The organism is Paenibacillus sp. PL2-23 (assembly GCF_040834005.1).
Taxonomy (GTDB): Bacteria; Bacillota; Bacilli; order Paenibacillales; family Paenibacillaceae; genus Pristimantibacillus.
In genome coordinates this window covers 4473622-4489350 of record NZ_CP162129.1, presented here as the reverse complement: position 1 = coordinate 4489350, position 15729 = coordinate 4473622, and the positions used below count along the sequence as shown (strand labels likewise).

The following is a 15729-nucleotide window of genomic DNA, read 5'->3' as shown; positions in this document are numbered from 1 at the left end:
GCCTCCATAGAGGCCGCCGAACAGAGAGCTGCGGGTTGGTGCGACGCAGTCGAAGCGAATGCTTGAATCTCGCCTGGGAGCGGATGGAAGGAACGAAAGGCAGGCCGGGACGCCGGCGGCCCGACGCTACTTCGATACGGTTGGCTGCCGATATCCAGCTGGAAGCGGGCTGCAAGATCGCGGCCGAGGGACGTTAGGCGTCCTTTGGCGCAACTGTCGATCAGCAGCCAATGAGAGTGGTACCACGGCAAGCCTGTCGTCTCTTTTACGGAGACGGCAGGCTTTATTTGTTTTAGACGTTGAAGGAGGAGCATACCATGAGCCAACCCCAAAAAATTCAAATTTTCGATACGACCTTGAGAGACGGCGAGCAGTCGCCAGGTGCATCCATCGCGCCGGAGAAAAAAATCATCATCGCCCGCCAGCTTGCGAGGCTGGGTATTGACGTCATTGAGCCGGGCTTCGCCGTATCGAGCCCCGGCGAATTCGCGGCCGTTCAGCAAATTGCAAGAGAGCTGCAGCAGGTTGAGATTGCCGGGTTCGCAAGAGCAGTCAAAGCGGATATTGATGCTGCGGTACAGGCTACGCAGGATGCCGCACGTCGACGACTGCATCTGTTCATCTCCTCTTCGGATATTCATCTGAATCATCAGCTTCGCAAATCGCGGGACGAGGTCGTTCAAATTGCCCGGGAGATGGTCGCCTATGGCAAGCAATTCGTGAATGAGATCGAATTTTCTGCAATGGATGCTTCGCGCTCGGGACGGGAGTTCGTTATCGAGCTGGTGGAGGCGGTTATTAGCGAGGGAGCCACCATTATTAATTTGCCCGATACGCTGGGCTACGCTATGCCGAATGAAATGGCGAGCTTATTCCGCTCGGTCCGAAAGGAAGCAAGGGGCGGGGATACGGTGCGTTACAGCGCGCACTGCCACAACGATTTGGGCTTGGCTGTAGCCAACAGCCTGGCGGCCATCGAGGCGGGAGCGACGCAGATCGAGGTGACGGTGAACGGAATCGGAGAGAGGGCGGGCAACTGCTCGCTGGAGGAGCTGGTTATGGCGATTGAGACCCGCAAGGACGCGCTGGGTGCGGAGACGGGCATTCGAATCGGCGAAATATACGAGACCTCCCGCATCGTAAGCCGAACGATGAATTTTCCAATTGCCTACAACAAGCCGATCGTAGGTCGGAACGCCTTCCAGCATGAATCCGGCATCCATCAGGATGGTCTGCTGAAAAACCGGAGCACTTATGAAATTATGGATCCCGCCGCAATGGGCATATCCAGAAGCATGATTATTCTGGGCAAGCATTCCGGCAGCCACGCGATCAAGCATCGTCTAGAGGAATATGGCATTGAGACGACCGAGGAGCAGCTGAAATCGATTTATGGACGTTTCAAGGAGGTGGCGGACGGCCAAAAAATAGTGACGGATGATCAGCTGATCCAAATGGCGGGCGATCTGACCCAAACGCGTCCCGATCCTTACGCTCTAATTGATCTTCAAGTGCATGCGGGCACTCAGCGTGCGAGAAGCGCGACAACGACAATCCGGAACAACGAGCGTGGGACGGACCATTCTTATACGGCTATAGGCGAGGGACCCGTGGAGGCGGTCATTGGGGCCATTAGCCAAGCGATTCCGGCGGAGATCGCATTCGAGGATCTGGAGCTGCATTCGTTGTCCACAGGCGAAGGGGCATATGGCGAAGCGGTTGTCAGTATTATCCACAGTGGAAAACGTTACCGGGGCACCTCCATTCATAAGGATGTTATATTAGCATCCGCGCAAGCGTATATTTCAGCCTGCAATCAAGCCATTATGACAGCGGGCCGCGCCCGCGAGGAGGATCATGCAGGCGGGGCGAAGGAAAGCCGACGCATACTCCGATAGGGGTTGTGAACAAGGTTGCGCACATATCAACAGCGTTCTGTGGATAAAACGCGCTAACCCCCGTTAACATTAGCTTTAAAGTAAAGAGAACGTAAATGGAAACGTGGACAGTTTTTTCACAGGCACATTGTGGATAATGTGTATAACGTGAATAATTGTCCACGTTCTTTATTGCGAATAAGGAGGTGATGCGATATAGCTTGCTTTTCTCCACATAAATCGTTCCTATTCGTTATAAATATCGACAGAATTCACAAACAATTTATTCACCGATGTGGATAAGCCTGTGTATAACAGATTTGGCTTTCGGAGCGCAAGCTTGTTTGCGTGAATTACAAATGATGTTTTCGGTGAAAAAGACGTGGGGATCGGCTATCGTTAAAAGTAATCATCCCTAACGGAGGAAGACCGAATGGATAAAGCGGCAATTATTCAGGTGGACAGCATCGGCAAGGCATACGACGGGAATAATGCGGTGAAGCAGCTATCCTTTCAGGTGCGGCAAGGCGAGTTGTTCGGAATGATCGGGAAGAACGGGGCAGGCAAATCCACTCTGCTGGAGCTTCTGTCGTGCCATTTGCAGCCCGATGTCGGGAATGTGCGCATTCTTGGACTGGATGCGCTGCTGGAGGCGGACAAGCTGAGGCGGCAGATGAACGTTTTGGCACATGGCTCCTCTTTTGTCGAGCGAATGACTGTAAGGGAAGCGATGGAGACCATTCAGAGCGCTTATTCCGGAAGCTTCGACATCGATTCACATATGGAGCGGTTCGATCTGCTTCCGTATGAGGACAAGTGGATTCGCAGCTTGCCGGGAGGCGTGAAGCAGCTGGCTCTGCTGGCGATCGCCATCGTGCATGATCCGAAGCTTATCTTCCTGGATGAGCCGACAACAGGACTGGACGCACAGGCGAAGCGGGAGTACTGGTCCATGCTGGAGGCGCTTCGCGCAGAGGGGAAGACTATTATTATCGCGTCGCATGATATGTCCTTGATGCAGCACTGCTGCGATCGGATCCTGGTACTCCGGCAAGGCGCAATGGCCGCATGCGACAGCCCCGCCCGTTTAATCGACAGCCTTCCGGGAGGCGGACTTACGCTGGAGGCCGTATATATGCATTTCGCCGTCGGCGAAGCGGGAGGTGTTGGCATTTAAGTCACCAGACCCTGGCCAGCTCGACAATTCATCTTCTGAGAAACAGAAGCGTCTAGTGCAGCAGAGAATGGAGCTGATTGCTCTAATCTTAAGCAAACGAAGCGAGGGGGAGTGGGTGAAGCGCAAGAGGAAGGATGCTTCCGACAGGCACTCATAGTATAATAGGAGCTAGATAGCTGGAATCGGAGGCAGTCCTATGTCGGATCGGAAGGAATGGAAGGCGAGAATAGGACAGCGCATGAGCGAATGCATCGAGACTTGGTTTACAGCCGAGCCGATGCGCCGCACGGCGCTGTTCTTTCTTGCGTCCAAGCTGGAGGACAACATGCTGTTCGGGCAATTGACCGCCATTCATTACGGCATGTTCAGCGGCAAAGGAGCGGATATGGATGCGGCATCAGCGGGAGTAGAGCTGTTCATTCTGGCATCGGACATTCTCGACGATCTAGAGGATGGCGACGCCAAAGACAAGCCTTGGATGAACGTGCCGCTTGCGAGCTCGATACATATCGCGACAGCACTTGTTACGCTTGCCCAGCAGGTGTTGCTTGATGCGGCCCCGAATGACGAGCTGCGGGGAAGGCTGGCGGCTATGACGAACCGGCAGCTGCTTCGTTCCGCGAATGGCCAGATGCTGGATCTCGAGAACGATATTCGGACGGAAGAGGCTTATCTCGAGATGATTGAAGGGAAATCGGCTTCACTCATGGTCTGGGCTTGCATGGCCGGCGTCATGCTGGCGGGGCGCGGCTGGGACGAGAGCGTGGCGAATTATGCGAAGGAGCTCGGCATGGCGGCCCAGCTAAGCAACGATGCCAGAGATATGCTGAGATGGGACGACAAAAGCGACTTCCTCCAACGCAAATGGACGCTGGTCTCGATCTATCTCCTGGAATGGGACGATGAGCAGGCTGTCTGGATTCGAGATTATTATGGGGGCCGGCTGACGGAAGCTGATCTTAGGGACAAGAGAGAGCTGTTTCTTCAAGCTTGCCAGCAATCAGGCGCCAGCCTCTATGGTGCGGTTGTGAGTCGAATGCACTATAATCGGTTCGCGAAGCTTGTCGAAGAGATGGACGCGGACGAAGGCTGGAAGAGCAGGCTGCTGGCGTTAACGGCAGGCTATGTGGCAAGTGAAATGGAGCTATAAATCCCGCAAACCACGCAAAAGTCATTTCGGAAAATACTAAATACGTTAGCGTTCCCCACTCTTTTCCTCCTTGATATAGTAAAAAGGTACTATATTATTATGGATTTTAGAGAGGCGGAGGAGTTACAATGTTGAAAGAAGCAATTCGTCAGTTAGCGGGCAGCAGAGAGAGGTTTTCGCTTGCAATGTCGGGACAACTTCAATTCGCCGGCATGACGGCAGCGGAACAGCATGCGCTTCTTGATGAGCTCGCAGAGAAGGACAAGAACAACAAAGAAAACGGGTATTCCTACATGTGGGACTAGAGCCTGAAAGGATGAGGATTGCATGAGACCGGCCAGATCAAACCAAATATATGCAATCCTCTTCGTTTTAGCCTTTGCTTTTCTTTTGTTTTATTTAACGTTAGTTATCGTACGAATCCCTTCAATCGGCGTTGTGGTCATGAAGGCAGCGGATGAAAGCTACGTTGTGCAATCCGTGGAGCCTGCGAGCCAAGGGAAGGTAATGGGTATTCGGCCGGGCGACCGGATTGTGGAAGTGAATGGCGAGCCCGCGCATTTGTACGGCAACGTATACAAATATCATTCGGTAGAGTATGCGGACAATGTGCTGGTGGTTCATGCGGACGGCACAAGCGCTCTGATCCGTTTCCCCAAAGGCTGGACGAATGAGCATACAGCGACCGAGCTGCTGCTTCAATTATATATACCTGGCATTTCGTTATTGATCTTTTTTGCGTTCTCAGGCTTTCTATACGCGAAACGGAAGAATGACCCAGCGGCCAGGACTTTAATTCTTTTTTTTATGTCAATCGGTTTTGGTTATTATAGCTCTGCGGCGTCATACCGCAGCGATCCGGTGGGCCTGTCCATTATTTATACCGTTCTGCCCGCCATTCCCCTTATCTTTATGCATTTCATGAATATATATTTGAAGCGATTTGATGAGCGATTTATAAGCAAGGCGTTTCTGCGCGCGTTATTTGTTATTGCGGGCTCAGTAAGCTTCATTAGTCTTGTGTATATTTGGACGGATCTATTCCAGTTCGAAGTGCTTTCATCCATTAAGATGGCTTATAGCGGGGTTATCCTGCTCGGGAATGCCCTGTGCATGTACTGGCTGGCCTACAAGTTCATCAAGCACAGACGCAGCAAGCTGAAGTCGTTGTTCACGATTACGCTGGTTTCGCATCTTGTGGCGTTTACGCCGTTCACGACCATGAATCTGCTGCCGCTCCTGCTTGGGCAGAAGCAGATCATGCCCGCGGCCTTCACCGCGCTGTTTTTGTTTGTTCTGCCCATTGTCTATTTCTATCTATCCACGTCGAACCAGCTGTTCGACATTGATTTTATATTAACCAGATTCAAATATTATACCGCCTTGTCCTTACTGCCGGCTTTTCTGGTATCGGGAGCGGCGTTGTTCATGCTGGATATGAATAAGGATGAAGACTTGTGGTCCAACTGGTTTCCGCTTGGCTTGGCTTTGTTCATTGGCATGACCTTGTTTCTATACGCCAAGGAGCAGATCGACCATCGGTTCCGACCGAAAATATTCAAAGCCATGTACAGCTATCAGGACAGCTTGGATCGCTTCTCCCGCAGCATCGCCAAAGTTATGAAGCAGTCTGATCTGGAAGCGGTGCTCAAGGGAGAGATCAGCTCCCTTCTGCCGGTCAATCGTATTACCTTCCTGGTGGTGGATCCATCGGAGCAAGCCGTCTATCCCAGCTCGACCAACGATGAAGAGAGCATCACCGCGGATTTCCTTCTTGGCATTGTGAACTCGCTGAAGCTGGGCGAATTGATTGATCTGCCATATGGTCTGGGCATGGTCATCGGGAAGCAGCGCTCCCGCTATCATATATTGTGGATCGGTATGAAGACGAACCACACACGCTTCAATTCGGATGAGATGAGATGGCTGAAGACGATGGCTAATTATTCAAGCGTCGTCTTTGAGAATCTCTATTTAATAGAGGGTTTAATAGAAGATTTGGAATCAGAGGTGCGCAAGGAGCAGACGACCTCGCCTTGGGTGCTGCGGATGCTCTTCTGCTTATCGGAGAACGAGAGGCGCAAGCTGGCTGCCGATTTGCATGATTCCGCTCTTCAGGATCAGTTGATTTGGTACCGGAAGCTGGAGGCTGTTATGATGGATCATCCCATTTCGGACAAGCTGGGGGATGAGCTTGAGCAGATTAAGGAAGGCTTGCTGGATGTCATTCATCAGATTCGGGAAACCTGCAATGAGCTCCGGCCGCCGTTGTTGAAGGAGATGGGCGTTGTGGAGGCAGTCGAATCCATTATCGAGCATATGCAGATGCGGGTAAACTTCGACGTTCGTTTCCGTTCGACATCATTCCTGGAGACCATGGATGAAGAGCAGATTACCGCCATTTATCGGATTGTCCAGGAGCTGCTCCGCAATGCCGACAAGCATGCGAATGCCAAGGTGGTGCAGTTAGAGCTGGAGCTTCGGGAAGGCACCATCTATTTCCGCTACAAGGATGATGGTGTAGGGATGGAGCTGAATCAAATGACAGAGTCGTTCGAGCATATGGGGCTGTCGGGAATCAAGGAGAGAGTAGCGAGTCTGGAAGGCGATATCTCCTTCTATTCCGAACGGGATCAAGGCCTTGAGGTGATTATCCTGATGCCGCTTATTATGTCCAACGGATTATCTGAGAGGGGAATATCGCGTGATTCGTATCTTATTAGTTGATGATCATCCATCGGTTGTTGAAGGAACAAGAACGATGATTGAGCAGGATGACGAAATGAAGGTCACGGTTGCGTTGTCGGCGCTGGAAGCCATGGACAATGTCAAGAACGAGACATTCGACATTATATTATGCGATTTGAATATGCCGGCCATTAGCGGACTGGAGCTGACCAAGCGGCTGATTCAGAATGATCCGGAATGCAAGGTTATCATCTATTCCGGCTATGAGATTGGAACACACTTTAACCTGCTGGTGGAATCGGGCGTGTCCGGCTTCATATCCAAGACTGCTTCACGCGAGCAGCTGCATAATGCCATACGCTCCGCGCTTAGAGGCGAGGCGGTCATTCCAATCTCTCTGCTGAAGCAGCTTCGACGGAATGAAGTAGCCATCTCCCGGGCGGAATTGTCGATTGAGGACGTGTCGATTAATGATAGGGAGATAGCCATTCTGAATGAGGTAGCTACAGGCATCAGCAACAAGGAGCTTGCTACCCTGCTGCATGTTAGCCAACGGAATGTCGAGTATCAGCTTACCAAGATTTTTGAGAAGCTGAACGTACGCTCCCGTTCCGAAGCGATACGGGAAGCGAAGCGGCTCGGGCTGATCAGCCTTGAGAAATATTAGAGAAAGAAAGTGCAAAACGGCAGCCTCCTGAACCTAGTCCAGGAGGCTGCCGTTTTGTGAGTCTACATATATTGCTCCCATTGCTCATAGGCCTGGGCCAGCGCTGAACGTTTGGTTTCGATCTCAACCTGAAGCTCCTGCACCTTCTTATAATCGCCGAACACTTCGGGATCAGCAAGACTTTCCTCTAGCTCGGAGATTTGCGCCTCCAGCGCTGCGATCTCAGCCTCCAGCTGCTCAGCCTTGCGCTGACGATTCCGTTCCTCTCGCTTAGCCTGCTTCTCGGCTTCATAGGAGGTAGGCGCCGGGGCGGCTGCTGCTCCGGGCGGTCTTTTGGCGGCGTTGCGAGAGGCGTTCGCTTCCTGCTCCTCCTCTTCCAGCTCGCGTTTCTTGTCCAACATTTCGTCATAATTTCCCAGGAAATGCGTGATGCCATCTGGACTCAGCTCGACAATACGCTCGGCCATCTTATTAAGGAAATATCGGTCATGGGAAATGAATAACAGGGTGCCTTCATAATCCAGCAGGGCGGACTCCAGCACTTCCTTGCTGAATAAGTCGAGATGGTTGGTCGGCTCATCCAGAATGAGCAGATTGGCTTCGGCAAGCATAAGCTTCGACAAGGATACGCGAGCCTTCTCGCCGCCGCTTAAGGAAGAGATCCGCTTCAGCACGTCTTCGCCGCTGAACAGGAAGTTCCCCAATACGGTACGAATACGCGTTTCTTCCAGATGGGGATATTCGCTCCACAGCTCCTCCAGAATGGTGTTCTGCGGATTGAGCCGCGTATGCTCCTGATCGTAATAGCCAAGCTTCACATGCGCGCCGAATTGGATAATGCCAGTTGTTGCCTCCTGCTGTCCCACCAGCGTCTTCAGCAGCGTCGATTTGCCTATGCCATTAGGTCCGATCAGAGCAACCGTCTCGCCTCTCGTCAGCTTCATGCTCACATTGCGGAATAGAGGCTTCTCCCGTCCCGGGAAGTCGACGGACAGCCCTTCGACAGTTAACACATCCTTGCCTGACATTCGTTCAATCTCGAATGAGAAATGAGCCTTCTTCAAGTCGCCGAGAGGCTTGTCCACACGCTCCATCTTCTCCAGCGCTTTGCGGCGGCTCTGAGCGCGCTTCGTTGTTGAAGCTCGGACAATATTGCGCTGAATGAACTGCTCCATTCTCTCAATCTCTTCCTGCTGCTTCTCGTAATGCTTCAGATTCGTTTCGTAATCCGCCGCCTTGAGCTCCAGGTAACGGCTGTAGTTGCCCGTATACCGTTTGGCCTGATGACGCTCGATTTCAATAATGGTGTCGGCAAGCGCGTCGAGGAAATAACGATCATGAGAGACGACGACAATCGCGCCGGGATAGCCGCGAAGGTAGCTCTCCAGCCAGGTTAACGTCTCGATGTCCAGGTAGTTGGTAGGCTCATCGAGCATTAGCAGGTCCGGAGCCTGTAGAAGGATGCGCGCCAGCGCAAGCCGCGTCTTCTGTCCTCCGCTTAATGTGGATATCGGGGTGGCGGGATCAAAGCTGCCGAAGCCCATGCCATGAAGCACGCTGTTAATACGCGTGTTGATCTCGAAGCCGCCGTTTTCCTTGAACCAATCGGAGCGTTTGGCGTAACGATCCAGTATATCGGCATATTTTTTTTCGTCGGCGTGCAGGTTAGGATCGGCAATCTGGATCTCCAGCTCGCGAAGCTCCTGCTCGGCCTGCAGAAGATGGGCGAACACCGCGCGCATCTCCTCTATAATAGAACGATCGGATTGCAGTCCGCTGTTCTGCGCGAGATACCCAAGCTTCAGGTCCTTCGGCTTATGAATGTCGCCGGAGTCGGGGGTAATCTCGCCGGCTATAATTTTGAGCAGAGTGGACTTGCCTGCGCCGTTGACGCCAACAAGGCCAATCCTCTCCTTCTCCAGCACCTGCATGGAGATTTGGGACAGAATAGGGCTTACGCCATAGCTCTTGGATATATGGGATACTTGCAATAACATTTTTTGGGAACCTCCGCTTCATCATGACAACAGGACTAATTGCATACACCCCTCTAGTTTACCACAAACTAGCGCCCGCATTGGCGAAACTTGCATAACAATGGTACACTACAAGAAACATAACGATACGAACAGGGATGTCATGGGATGATACGGGAATCGGAGCAGCCGGACAAAAAAACGCTTAGAAAGCAGTGGGCGAGCACGAGAGACGCGCTAGGCGCCGAATGGCGAGAGCAAGCCTCCGTCGAGGCCAGCGCAAGGCTAGCGGCATGGGTGGAGGCGCAAGGCATTGGGACTGTCATGGTCTACTCTTCCTTCCGCAGTGAGCTTGACCTGCGAGCTTTCATAGAAAGGTGCTGGCAGATGTCAGTGGAGGTTATCCTGCCTCGCTGCAAGCCTGCTGATTATTCGATGGGGCTGTATGCCTTCACAGAATGGGAGCAGCTTAAGTCCGGCGCGTACGGCATTATGGAGCCCGACCCCAGCAGGATGACGGAGCTTCCTGGCTCGAGATGGCCGGAGCTGGTCGTTGTCCCTGGCCTCGCTTTTGATCGTATGGGCGGCCGGATGGGATACGGAGCGGGCTATTATGACCGTTACGCCGAAGCTGCGAATCGCAGCGCTGCCGAGCAAGGTGTGAGGATTTGGTGGATAGGTGCAGGATTTGAGGCGCAGCTTGTAGAACGTGTACCGATGGAAGGGCATGATCTTCGCTTGGACGGCGTTGTGACTGAGAAGGCGATCTATCTTCGGGATTCATTCATGGATTCGCGCAGCATATCAGAAGGGGGCGGCAGGAATGGAACTAACCCATTTCAATGAACAGGGCCGGGCCAGAATGGTGGATATCTCCGATAAGGAGATTACCGTCCGCGAGGCGACCGCCCAAACGACGGTACGCATGTATCGGGAAACGTTGGAGAGAATCAAGGCAGGCACAATTGGCAAGGGTGATGTGCTTGCGGTTGCTCAGGTTGCAGGAGTTATGGCAGCAAAAAAAACGTCAGACTGGATTCCGATGTGCCATCCGCTGGCGCTTACAGGCATTAATATTGCGTTCAGCGATAACGGGCTGGACGAGCTTTACATAGAAGGTACTGTTCGGACAAAAGGCAAAACAGGGGTAGAAATGGAGGCGCTCACGGCGGTATCCGCGGCGGCGCTTACCGTATACGATATGTGCAAGGCTCTGCAGAAGGACATGGTCATCGGTCCGACCCAGCTTATGGCCAAGACGGGCGGCAAGAGCGGGGATTATCAGCGGCTGGACAACCCACAATCATAAATAGAGACGGGAGGAATGGGATATGCAGTGGAAGGTTGCTATGTTGACGGCAAGTGACAAGGGCTCGCGAGGAGAACGGGAGGATACGAGCGCTCAGGTTATCAGAGAGCTGGTCGAGGAGGAGCTGGGCGGCGTTATCGTGGATTATCGTATTGTGCCTGACGAGCAGGACGAGATCATGGCGGCCATCATCGAGATGACGGAATATTATCAAGCGGATCTTGTGCTTACGACGGGCGGTACGGGGCTCGCTCCAAGGGATATTACGCCTGAAGCGACGCTGAAGGTGATTGACCGTGAGGTGCCGGGCTTGGCTGAAGCCATGAGAATGGGCGCCTTGCAGAAGACCAGGCGAGCTATGCTGTCCCGAGGCGTCTGCGGCATTCGCGGCAGCTCACTGATCGTCAACCTTCCAGGCAGCCCGAAGGGCGTCCATGAAAGCTTGATGGCGATTATGGATCAGCTGCCTCATGCGCTTGGCATATTGTCCGGTCAACTGGGGGAGCATAACGGATGATGAATGCGGAAATAGATGGAAATCAAGGAGGAGGCGGGTCCACCAGCCTGAAGGAGGTTCCGGTGCACGAGGCCATTGGACTCAGGCTGGCGCATGACCTGACCCGTATCCTACCGGGACAGTTCAAGGGAAGACTGTTCAAGCGCGGGCATCTCATTACAGAAGCCGACATTCCGGATTTGCTGGATATCGGCAAGGAGCATATCTACATTATGGAGCTTGGCGATGGGGATTTGCACGAGGATGACGCGGCTCAGCGGATGGCGCAATCGCTGGCAGATTCCTCGCTTATGCTGTCGGAGCCCCATGAAGGGAAGGTCAGTCTTAAATCTCCGATACTTGGTCTTGCCCAGATCGACCGGGGCGTTGTCGAAGCGATCAACCGTCTGGGCGAAATCGCTCTAGCGACGGTGAAGACGCATACGGTTGTTCAAGCTGGATCAGCTCTGGCTGCGACGAGAGCGATTCCGCTTGTTGTGCCCCGCGCCAAGGTAGAGCAGGCGGAGGCGATTGCCGCCCAATATACCGAGCGGCACGGTAAGGCACCGATTACTGTCCGCCCATTACGGAGCATGCGGGCAGGCTTGCTGACGACTGGCAGCGAGGTGTTCAAGGGAAGGATTCAAGATAAATTTGGACCGGCCGTGGCAGCTAAGCTGTCCGCGCTTGGCTCAGAGGTCGCTGAGCAGCGCTTCGCGCCTGACGATAGACAAACAATTGTCAAGGAAATCCTCTACTTGCTGGACCAAGGCTATGATATGATATTGGTAACAGGCGGAATGTCGGTAGATCCGGATGATCGTACGCCTGGCGCGATTGGAGCGGCGGGCGCAGAGATCGTCAGCTACGGAACGCCGATGCTGCCGGGTTCCATGCTGCTTATGGGCTATCTGGGCGAGGTGCCCATTATGGGCTTGCCTGGCTGCGTGATGCATGATCCTTATACTTCATTCGACGTCCTGCTGCCAAGAATTCTGGCGGGCGATCGAATAACGCGAGAGGATATTATTGAATTAGGGTACGGCGGCTTCCTCGGCTGCTAGGCCCGACTGAGAAGATATGGAGGCTTACTTATGAGTGGAATTGGTGCAACGGGCATTATCCTGCTTGTGCTGCTGGCGCTGCTGCTGTTCGGACCGAACAAGCTGCCAGAGCTTGGCCGCGCGTTCGGCCGCACATTGCGGGAATTCAAATCCGGAGCTCGCGAGATGATGGACGAAGAGGACCGGAAGGATTCCGAGAAAAGTCGGATTGAAGTGACCCGCTCGGAACATAGCGAGAAGGAAAATAAGCGGCTGCCGGATTAATCGGACCCGCTTTTTTCTTGCTTGGCGAGCTTGCTGAATGACCTCTTGGTGGAAGGAGCATGAATCGGGAATGGCGAATGGAATGATGGACCAGTCCTCGGCGAGGGGCAAGGGGATGCTTGGGGAGGAGGGCTTGATGCCGCTTCTGGAGCATCTGGGCGAGCTGCGCAAACGTCTGATCTATGTGTTGATTGTACTGACGGCTGGACTGGTGCTGGGATTATCCGTGGCGAAGCCGGCGTACAACTTCTTGATGAGCCAGCCGCCCGCGGATACGCTGGCGCTGCATACGTTCTCGCTCTGGGACGGTATTGGCATGTACATGAAGATTGCGCTGGTCATTGCGCTTGTTATTACTTTGCCGTTTACGGCTTATCAGCTATGGGCGTTCGTCAAGCCGGCTCTTCGGCCGAATGAGCAACGCTCTACGCTGAAATACGTGCCGTTTGCGCTTATTATGTTTTTAGTGGGCTTGGCGTTTTCCTATTTTGTTGTGTTTCCGCTGGCGTTCGGCTTTACGCGCACGATCGCGCAGCAGCTGAACCTGGAGGAAACGTACGGCATTGTCCAATACTTTACGTTTCTGTTCAGCATCCTGATCCCCATATCGCTGCTGTTCGAGCTTCCGCTGGCGATTATGTTCCTGACGGCTATACGGATTATTAATCCGCAGCGGCTGCGCAAGATGCGCAAGCTGTCTTATTTCATTCTCGCAGCGATTGGCGTTATGGTGACGCCGCCGGATTTCATATCCGACGTGCTTGTTATTATTCCGCTTGTCGCACTGTACGAGCTGAGCTTGTTTCTGTCGGATATTGTATACAAGAAGCAATTGGCGCAGGATGCCAAGCTGGCAACGGCGTATGAATAGAGCGGCGGGAACGCTGGCCTAGCTGGAATTGAAAAATCTGTCGAGAGGCAGATTTTTTTGTTTATATATTTCTGCTGACAAATAGTTGAGGCATTATTGTTAACAAGTCTACATAACGTTAGAGCAATTAGCTGATTGAAATATACAATTGTCATTGAGATTAGAGGATGCCTTGACAATAGGGGAGAGCTGACGCATAATTTAAACAGTTGTTTTAAACGATTGTTTAAATAGCTTAGGGAGAGATGTAGGCATGAGAAGCACGCTGCAAGCATTTATGAAGAGACCGACGACGTGGGTCGGCATTATTACCGCGTTTATGTTCCAAGTTATTTTTTCCGTTATCTGGATGACGGGGTACGACGGGGTGACGGACCGGACGGATCAGCTGCGTATTGCGATTGTCAATGAGGATACGGTTATGGGTGGTGCAATTGCGGGTAACTTGTTGAATAATCTGTCGTTCGATATGATAGAATTCGAATTGTTGGAAGCGGCGAGGACCGAGCTAGACGAAAGAAAGCTGCAAATGGTTGTCCATATCCCGGCGGACTTCTCGCTGAAAGTGGCAGATGCGGCGGGATCGGGGAGCATCGACTATTATATTAACGAGTCGAACCCAGCGCTGATCAAGAGCATTATGAGCGGGGCGGCCGCGCAAATAACGGCTGAGGTTAACAGGCAGGCTGTGAAAATGGGCGTCCAGCAGACGCTAGCAGCAGCGAATATGCCGGAGGAGCAGGCGGCGGCCGCATCGGCCAGCTTGTCGGAGCGCGTCGTATCTAACGTACAGTCGACAAACGTCGTCGAAGGCATGAATAATCAGATGGTGCCAATGATGATGGTGCTCGCGTCTTACGTAGGCGCAATGATTATGGGGATGAACCTGGAGCAATCGTCGATGGTGATTGCGGCCAGCACGGGCAAATGGAGCCGGTTCGCGGCGCGCAGTCTTATCAATGTCGTATCCGCAACGCTCGTGTCGCTGGTCGGATCGACTCTGCTGGTTAGTCTTGGCGGTCAAGTGGAGCAAGGATTCCTGCACTTATGGGGCTTCCAGCTGCTGTTCCTGCTCGTATTCATGTTCGTGTCGCAAATGTTCTTGTACCTGTTCGGGATGGCGGGCATGCTGTTCAACATTATGCTGCTGTCCGTCCAGCTCGTGTCCTCCGGGGCGATCGTGCCGCGGGAGCTGCTAAGCGATTTCTATACAGGACTCGGAGCCGCGCTACCCGCGACCTACGCGGTAGATGGCAATATGAACATCTTGTTCGGCGGACCAGGCGTCGGCGGCGACGCCGGTATGCTGGCGATCATCGGATTTGCCGCGATCGCTCTGAGCGCTGTGTCGGTTATGTTCAAGAGAGGTGCGGTTAGGTAGCCTCAGGTCGCCATAGTCAGCCATCAATCGAAGTAAGCGGCAGACAGAAGGAAAGCGGAGGGTAATCATGAAGGTAACGAGCGATACGGACATTAAGATGAAAATATTGCTGGCGGCAAAGAAGCTGTTCGCCGTGCAAGGCTTCGACGGCACTACGATCCGCCAAATATGCGAGGAAGCGGGTGTAAATATAGCGCTTGTCTCTTACCATTTCGGCGGCAAAGAAAATTTGTTCAGCGCGTTGTTCGAGGTCTTTTTCCCCAATGATCGATTATCGACCGTAGACGCGAGTATGCCTCCGCTAGTCGGTGTGAAGCTGGTCATAAGCGAGGTCACTGCTTTTCGTCAAGCGGACCCGCAATTAATTAGTATCATACAGCAGGAGATTATTATGAATTCTCCGCGGATTCACAAAATTCAAGAGCATGTCATGCCCATGTGGAGACTCCTGCGCAAGTGGATCGAGGAGGGGCGGAAGCAGGGATTGTTCCGATACCGTTCGTTGGACGCTGCCTTCATGTCCGTAGCAGGTACCCTCCTCTTCCACCGCGACCAGGAATATTGGAAGGTGTTGCAGGAGGAGGAAAGGCCGGATTTGCAGACGATGATTGAGGATATGACCGATTTCATCCTGCACGGTTTACGTTTTAAAGACGAATAACAGGTCAAACCGGATGCGGGGTGTTGCATTCGGTTTTTTTATGCGATCAGAAGTAAAGATTGCGTTATCGGAAGTCAAAAATTTGTTATTCCGCAGAGAGCAGACGAGTTACACTGAGTAGAGGAGAAGCAGAATCATGTTAATGGTT

15 protein-coding genes and 1 other annotated feature (1 of these 16 only partly in view) are annotated in these 15729 nt (G+C 52.8%); of the genes, 14 read left to right on the top strand and 1 reads right to left on the bottom strand.

The window, feature by feature from the left end; translation table 11 throughout:
• Positions 1-267 (top strand) — a binding site (T-box leader) (it extends 47 nt beyond the left edge of the window).
• A 50-nt stretch (positions 268-317) separates the two neighbouring features.
• From AB1S56_RS19975 to AB1S56_RS19950, 6 genes are all read left to right on the top strand, one after another.
• Positions 318-1898 (top strand): 2-isopropylmalate synthase, encoded by a 1581-nt coding sequence (locus AB1S56_RS19975; RefSeq protein WP_340868956.1) that lies wholly within the window; start codon positions 318-320, stop codon positions 1896-1898.
• Positions 1899-2310: 412 nt separating this feature from the next.
• Positions 2311-3054 carry an ABC transporter ATP-binding protein gene (locus AB1S56_RS19970; protein WP_340868957.1) on the top strand — a complete coding sequence of 248 codons (744 nt, stop codon included), beginning with the start codon at positions 2311-2313 and terminating at the stop codon, positions 3052-3054.
• Between the two features lie 196 nt (positions 3055-3250).
• Complete coding sequence (locus tag AB1S56_RS19965) at positions 3251-4204, top strand: polyprenyl synthetase family protein (RefSeq protein WP_340868959.1); 954 nt, start codon at positions 3251-3253, stop codon at positions 4202-4204.
• Between the two features lie 128 nt (positions 4205-4332).
• Entirely contained in the window at positions 4333-4509 is a 177-nt protein-coding gene (gene comX, locus AB1S56_RS19960; protein WP_340868961.1) for a competence pheromone ComX, read from the top strand.
• A gap of 139 nt (positions 4510-4648) precedes the next feature.
• Positions 4649-6931, top strand: a complete 2283-nt coding sequence (locus AB1S56_RS19955; protein ID WP_340868962.1) for an ATP-binding protein — start codon at positions 4649-4651, stop codon at positions 6929-6931.
• A complete protein-coding gene (locus tag AB1S56_RS19950; protein ID WP_340868963.1) occupies positions 6909-7559 on the top strand; it encodes a response regulator transcription factor in 651 nt (216 codons plus the stop codon). The genes AB1S56_RS19955 and AB1S56_RS19950 overlap by 23 nt, the downstream gene beginning before the upstream one ends.
• Positions 7560-7621: 62 nt before the next feature.
• Here the strand turns inward: AB1S56_RS19950 and AB1S56_RS19945 are convergent, their stop codons facing one another.
• A complete protein-coding gene (locus AB1S56_RS19945; RefSeq protein ID WP_340868964.1) occupies positions 7622-9556 on the bottom strand; it encodes an ABC-F family ATP-binding cassette domain-containing protein in 1935 nt (644 codons plus the stop codon).
• A 147-nt stretch (positions 9557-9703) separates the two neighbouring features.
• Here AB1S56_RS19945 and AB1S56_RS19940 point away from each other — a divergent pair, with 147 nt between their 5' ends.
• The 8 genes from AB1S56_RS19940 (at position 9704) to AB1S56_RS19905 (ending at position 15581) form a co-directional block, all read left to right on the top strand.
• Positions 9704-10381 (top strand): 5-formyltetrahydrofolate cyclo-ligase, encoded by a 678-nt coding sequence (locus AB1S56_RS19940; RefSeq protein ID WP_340868965.1) that lies wholly within the window; start codon positions 9704-9706, stop codon positions 10379-10381.
• Complete coding sequence (gene moaC / locus AB1S56_RS19935) at positions 10359-10844, top strand: cyclic pyranopterin monophosphate synthase MoaC (protein WP_340868966.1); 486 nt, start codon at positions 10359-10361, stop codon at positions 10842-10844. The genes AB1S56_RS19940 and moaC overlap by 23 nt, the downstream gene beginning before the upstream one ends.
• Positions 10845-10866: 22 nt before the next feature.
• Positions 10867-11361 carry a MogA/MoaB family molybdenum cofactor biosynthesis protein gene (locus tag AB1S56_RS19930; RefSeq protein WP_340868967.1) on the top strand — a complete coding sequence of 165 codons (495 nt, stop codon included), beginning with the start codon at positions 10867-10869 and terminating at the stop codon, positions 11359-11361.
• Positions 11358-12404 carry a molybdopterin-binding protein gene (locus tag AB1S56_RS19925; RefSeq protein WP_340868968.1) on the top strand — a complete coding sequence of 349 codons (1047 nt, stop codon included), beginning with the start codon at positions 11358-11360 and terminating at the stop codon, positions 12402-12404. Before AB1S56_RS19930 ends, AB1S56_RS19925 begins: the two co-directional genes overlap by 4 nt.
• Before the next feature lie 30 nt (positions 12405-12434).
• The gene (locus tag AB1S56_RS19920; RefSeq protein ID WP_340868969.1) at positions 12435-12668 is read left to right on the top strand and encodes a twin-arginine translocase TatA/TatE family subunit; all 234 of its coding nucleotides are present in this window, start codon (positions 12435-12437) and stop codon (positions 12666-12668) included.
• A gap of 115 nt (positions 12669-12783) precedes the next feature.
• Positions 12784-13539 carry a twin-arginine translocase subunit TatC gene (gene tatC, locus AB1S56_RS19915; RefSeq protein ID WP_340869156.1) on the top strand — a complete coding sequence of 252 codons (756 nt, stop codon included), beginning with the start codon at positions 12784-12786 and terminating at the stop codon, positions 13537-13539.
• Positions 13540-13792: 253 nt separating this feature from the next.
• Positions 13793-14920 (top strand): ABC transporter permease, encoded by a 1128-nt coding sequence (locus tag AB1S56_RS19910; protein ID WP_340868970.1) that lies wholly within the window; start codon positions 13793-13795, stop codon positions 14918-14920.
• 67 nt (positions 14921-14987) lie between these two features.
• Complete coding sequence (locus AB1S56_RS19905; protein WP_340868972.1) at positions 14988-15581, top strand: TetR/AcrR family transcriptional regulator; 594 nt, start codon at positions 14988-14990, stop codon at positions 15579-15581.
• Positions 15582-15729 lie beyond the last annotated feature (148 nt).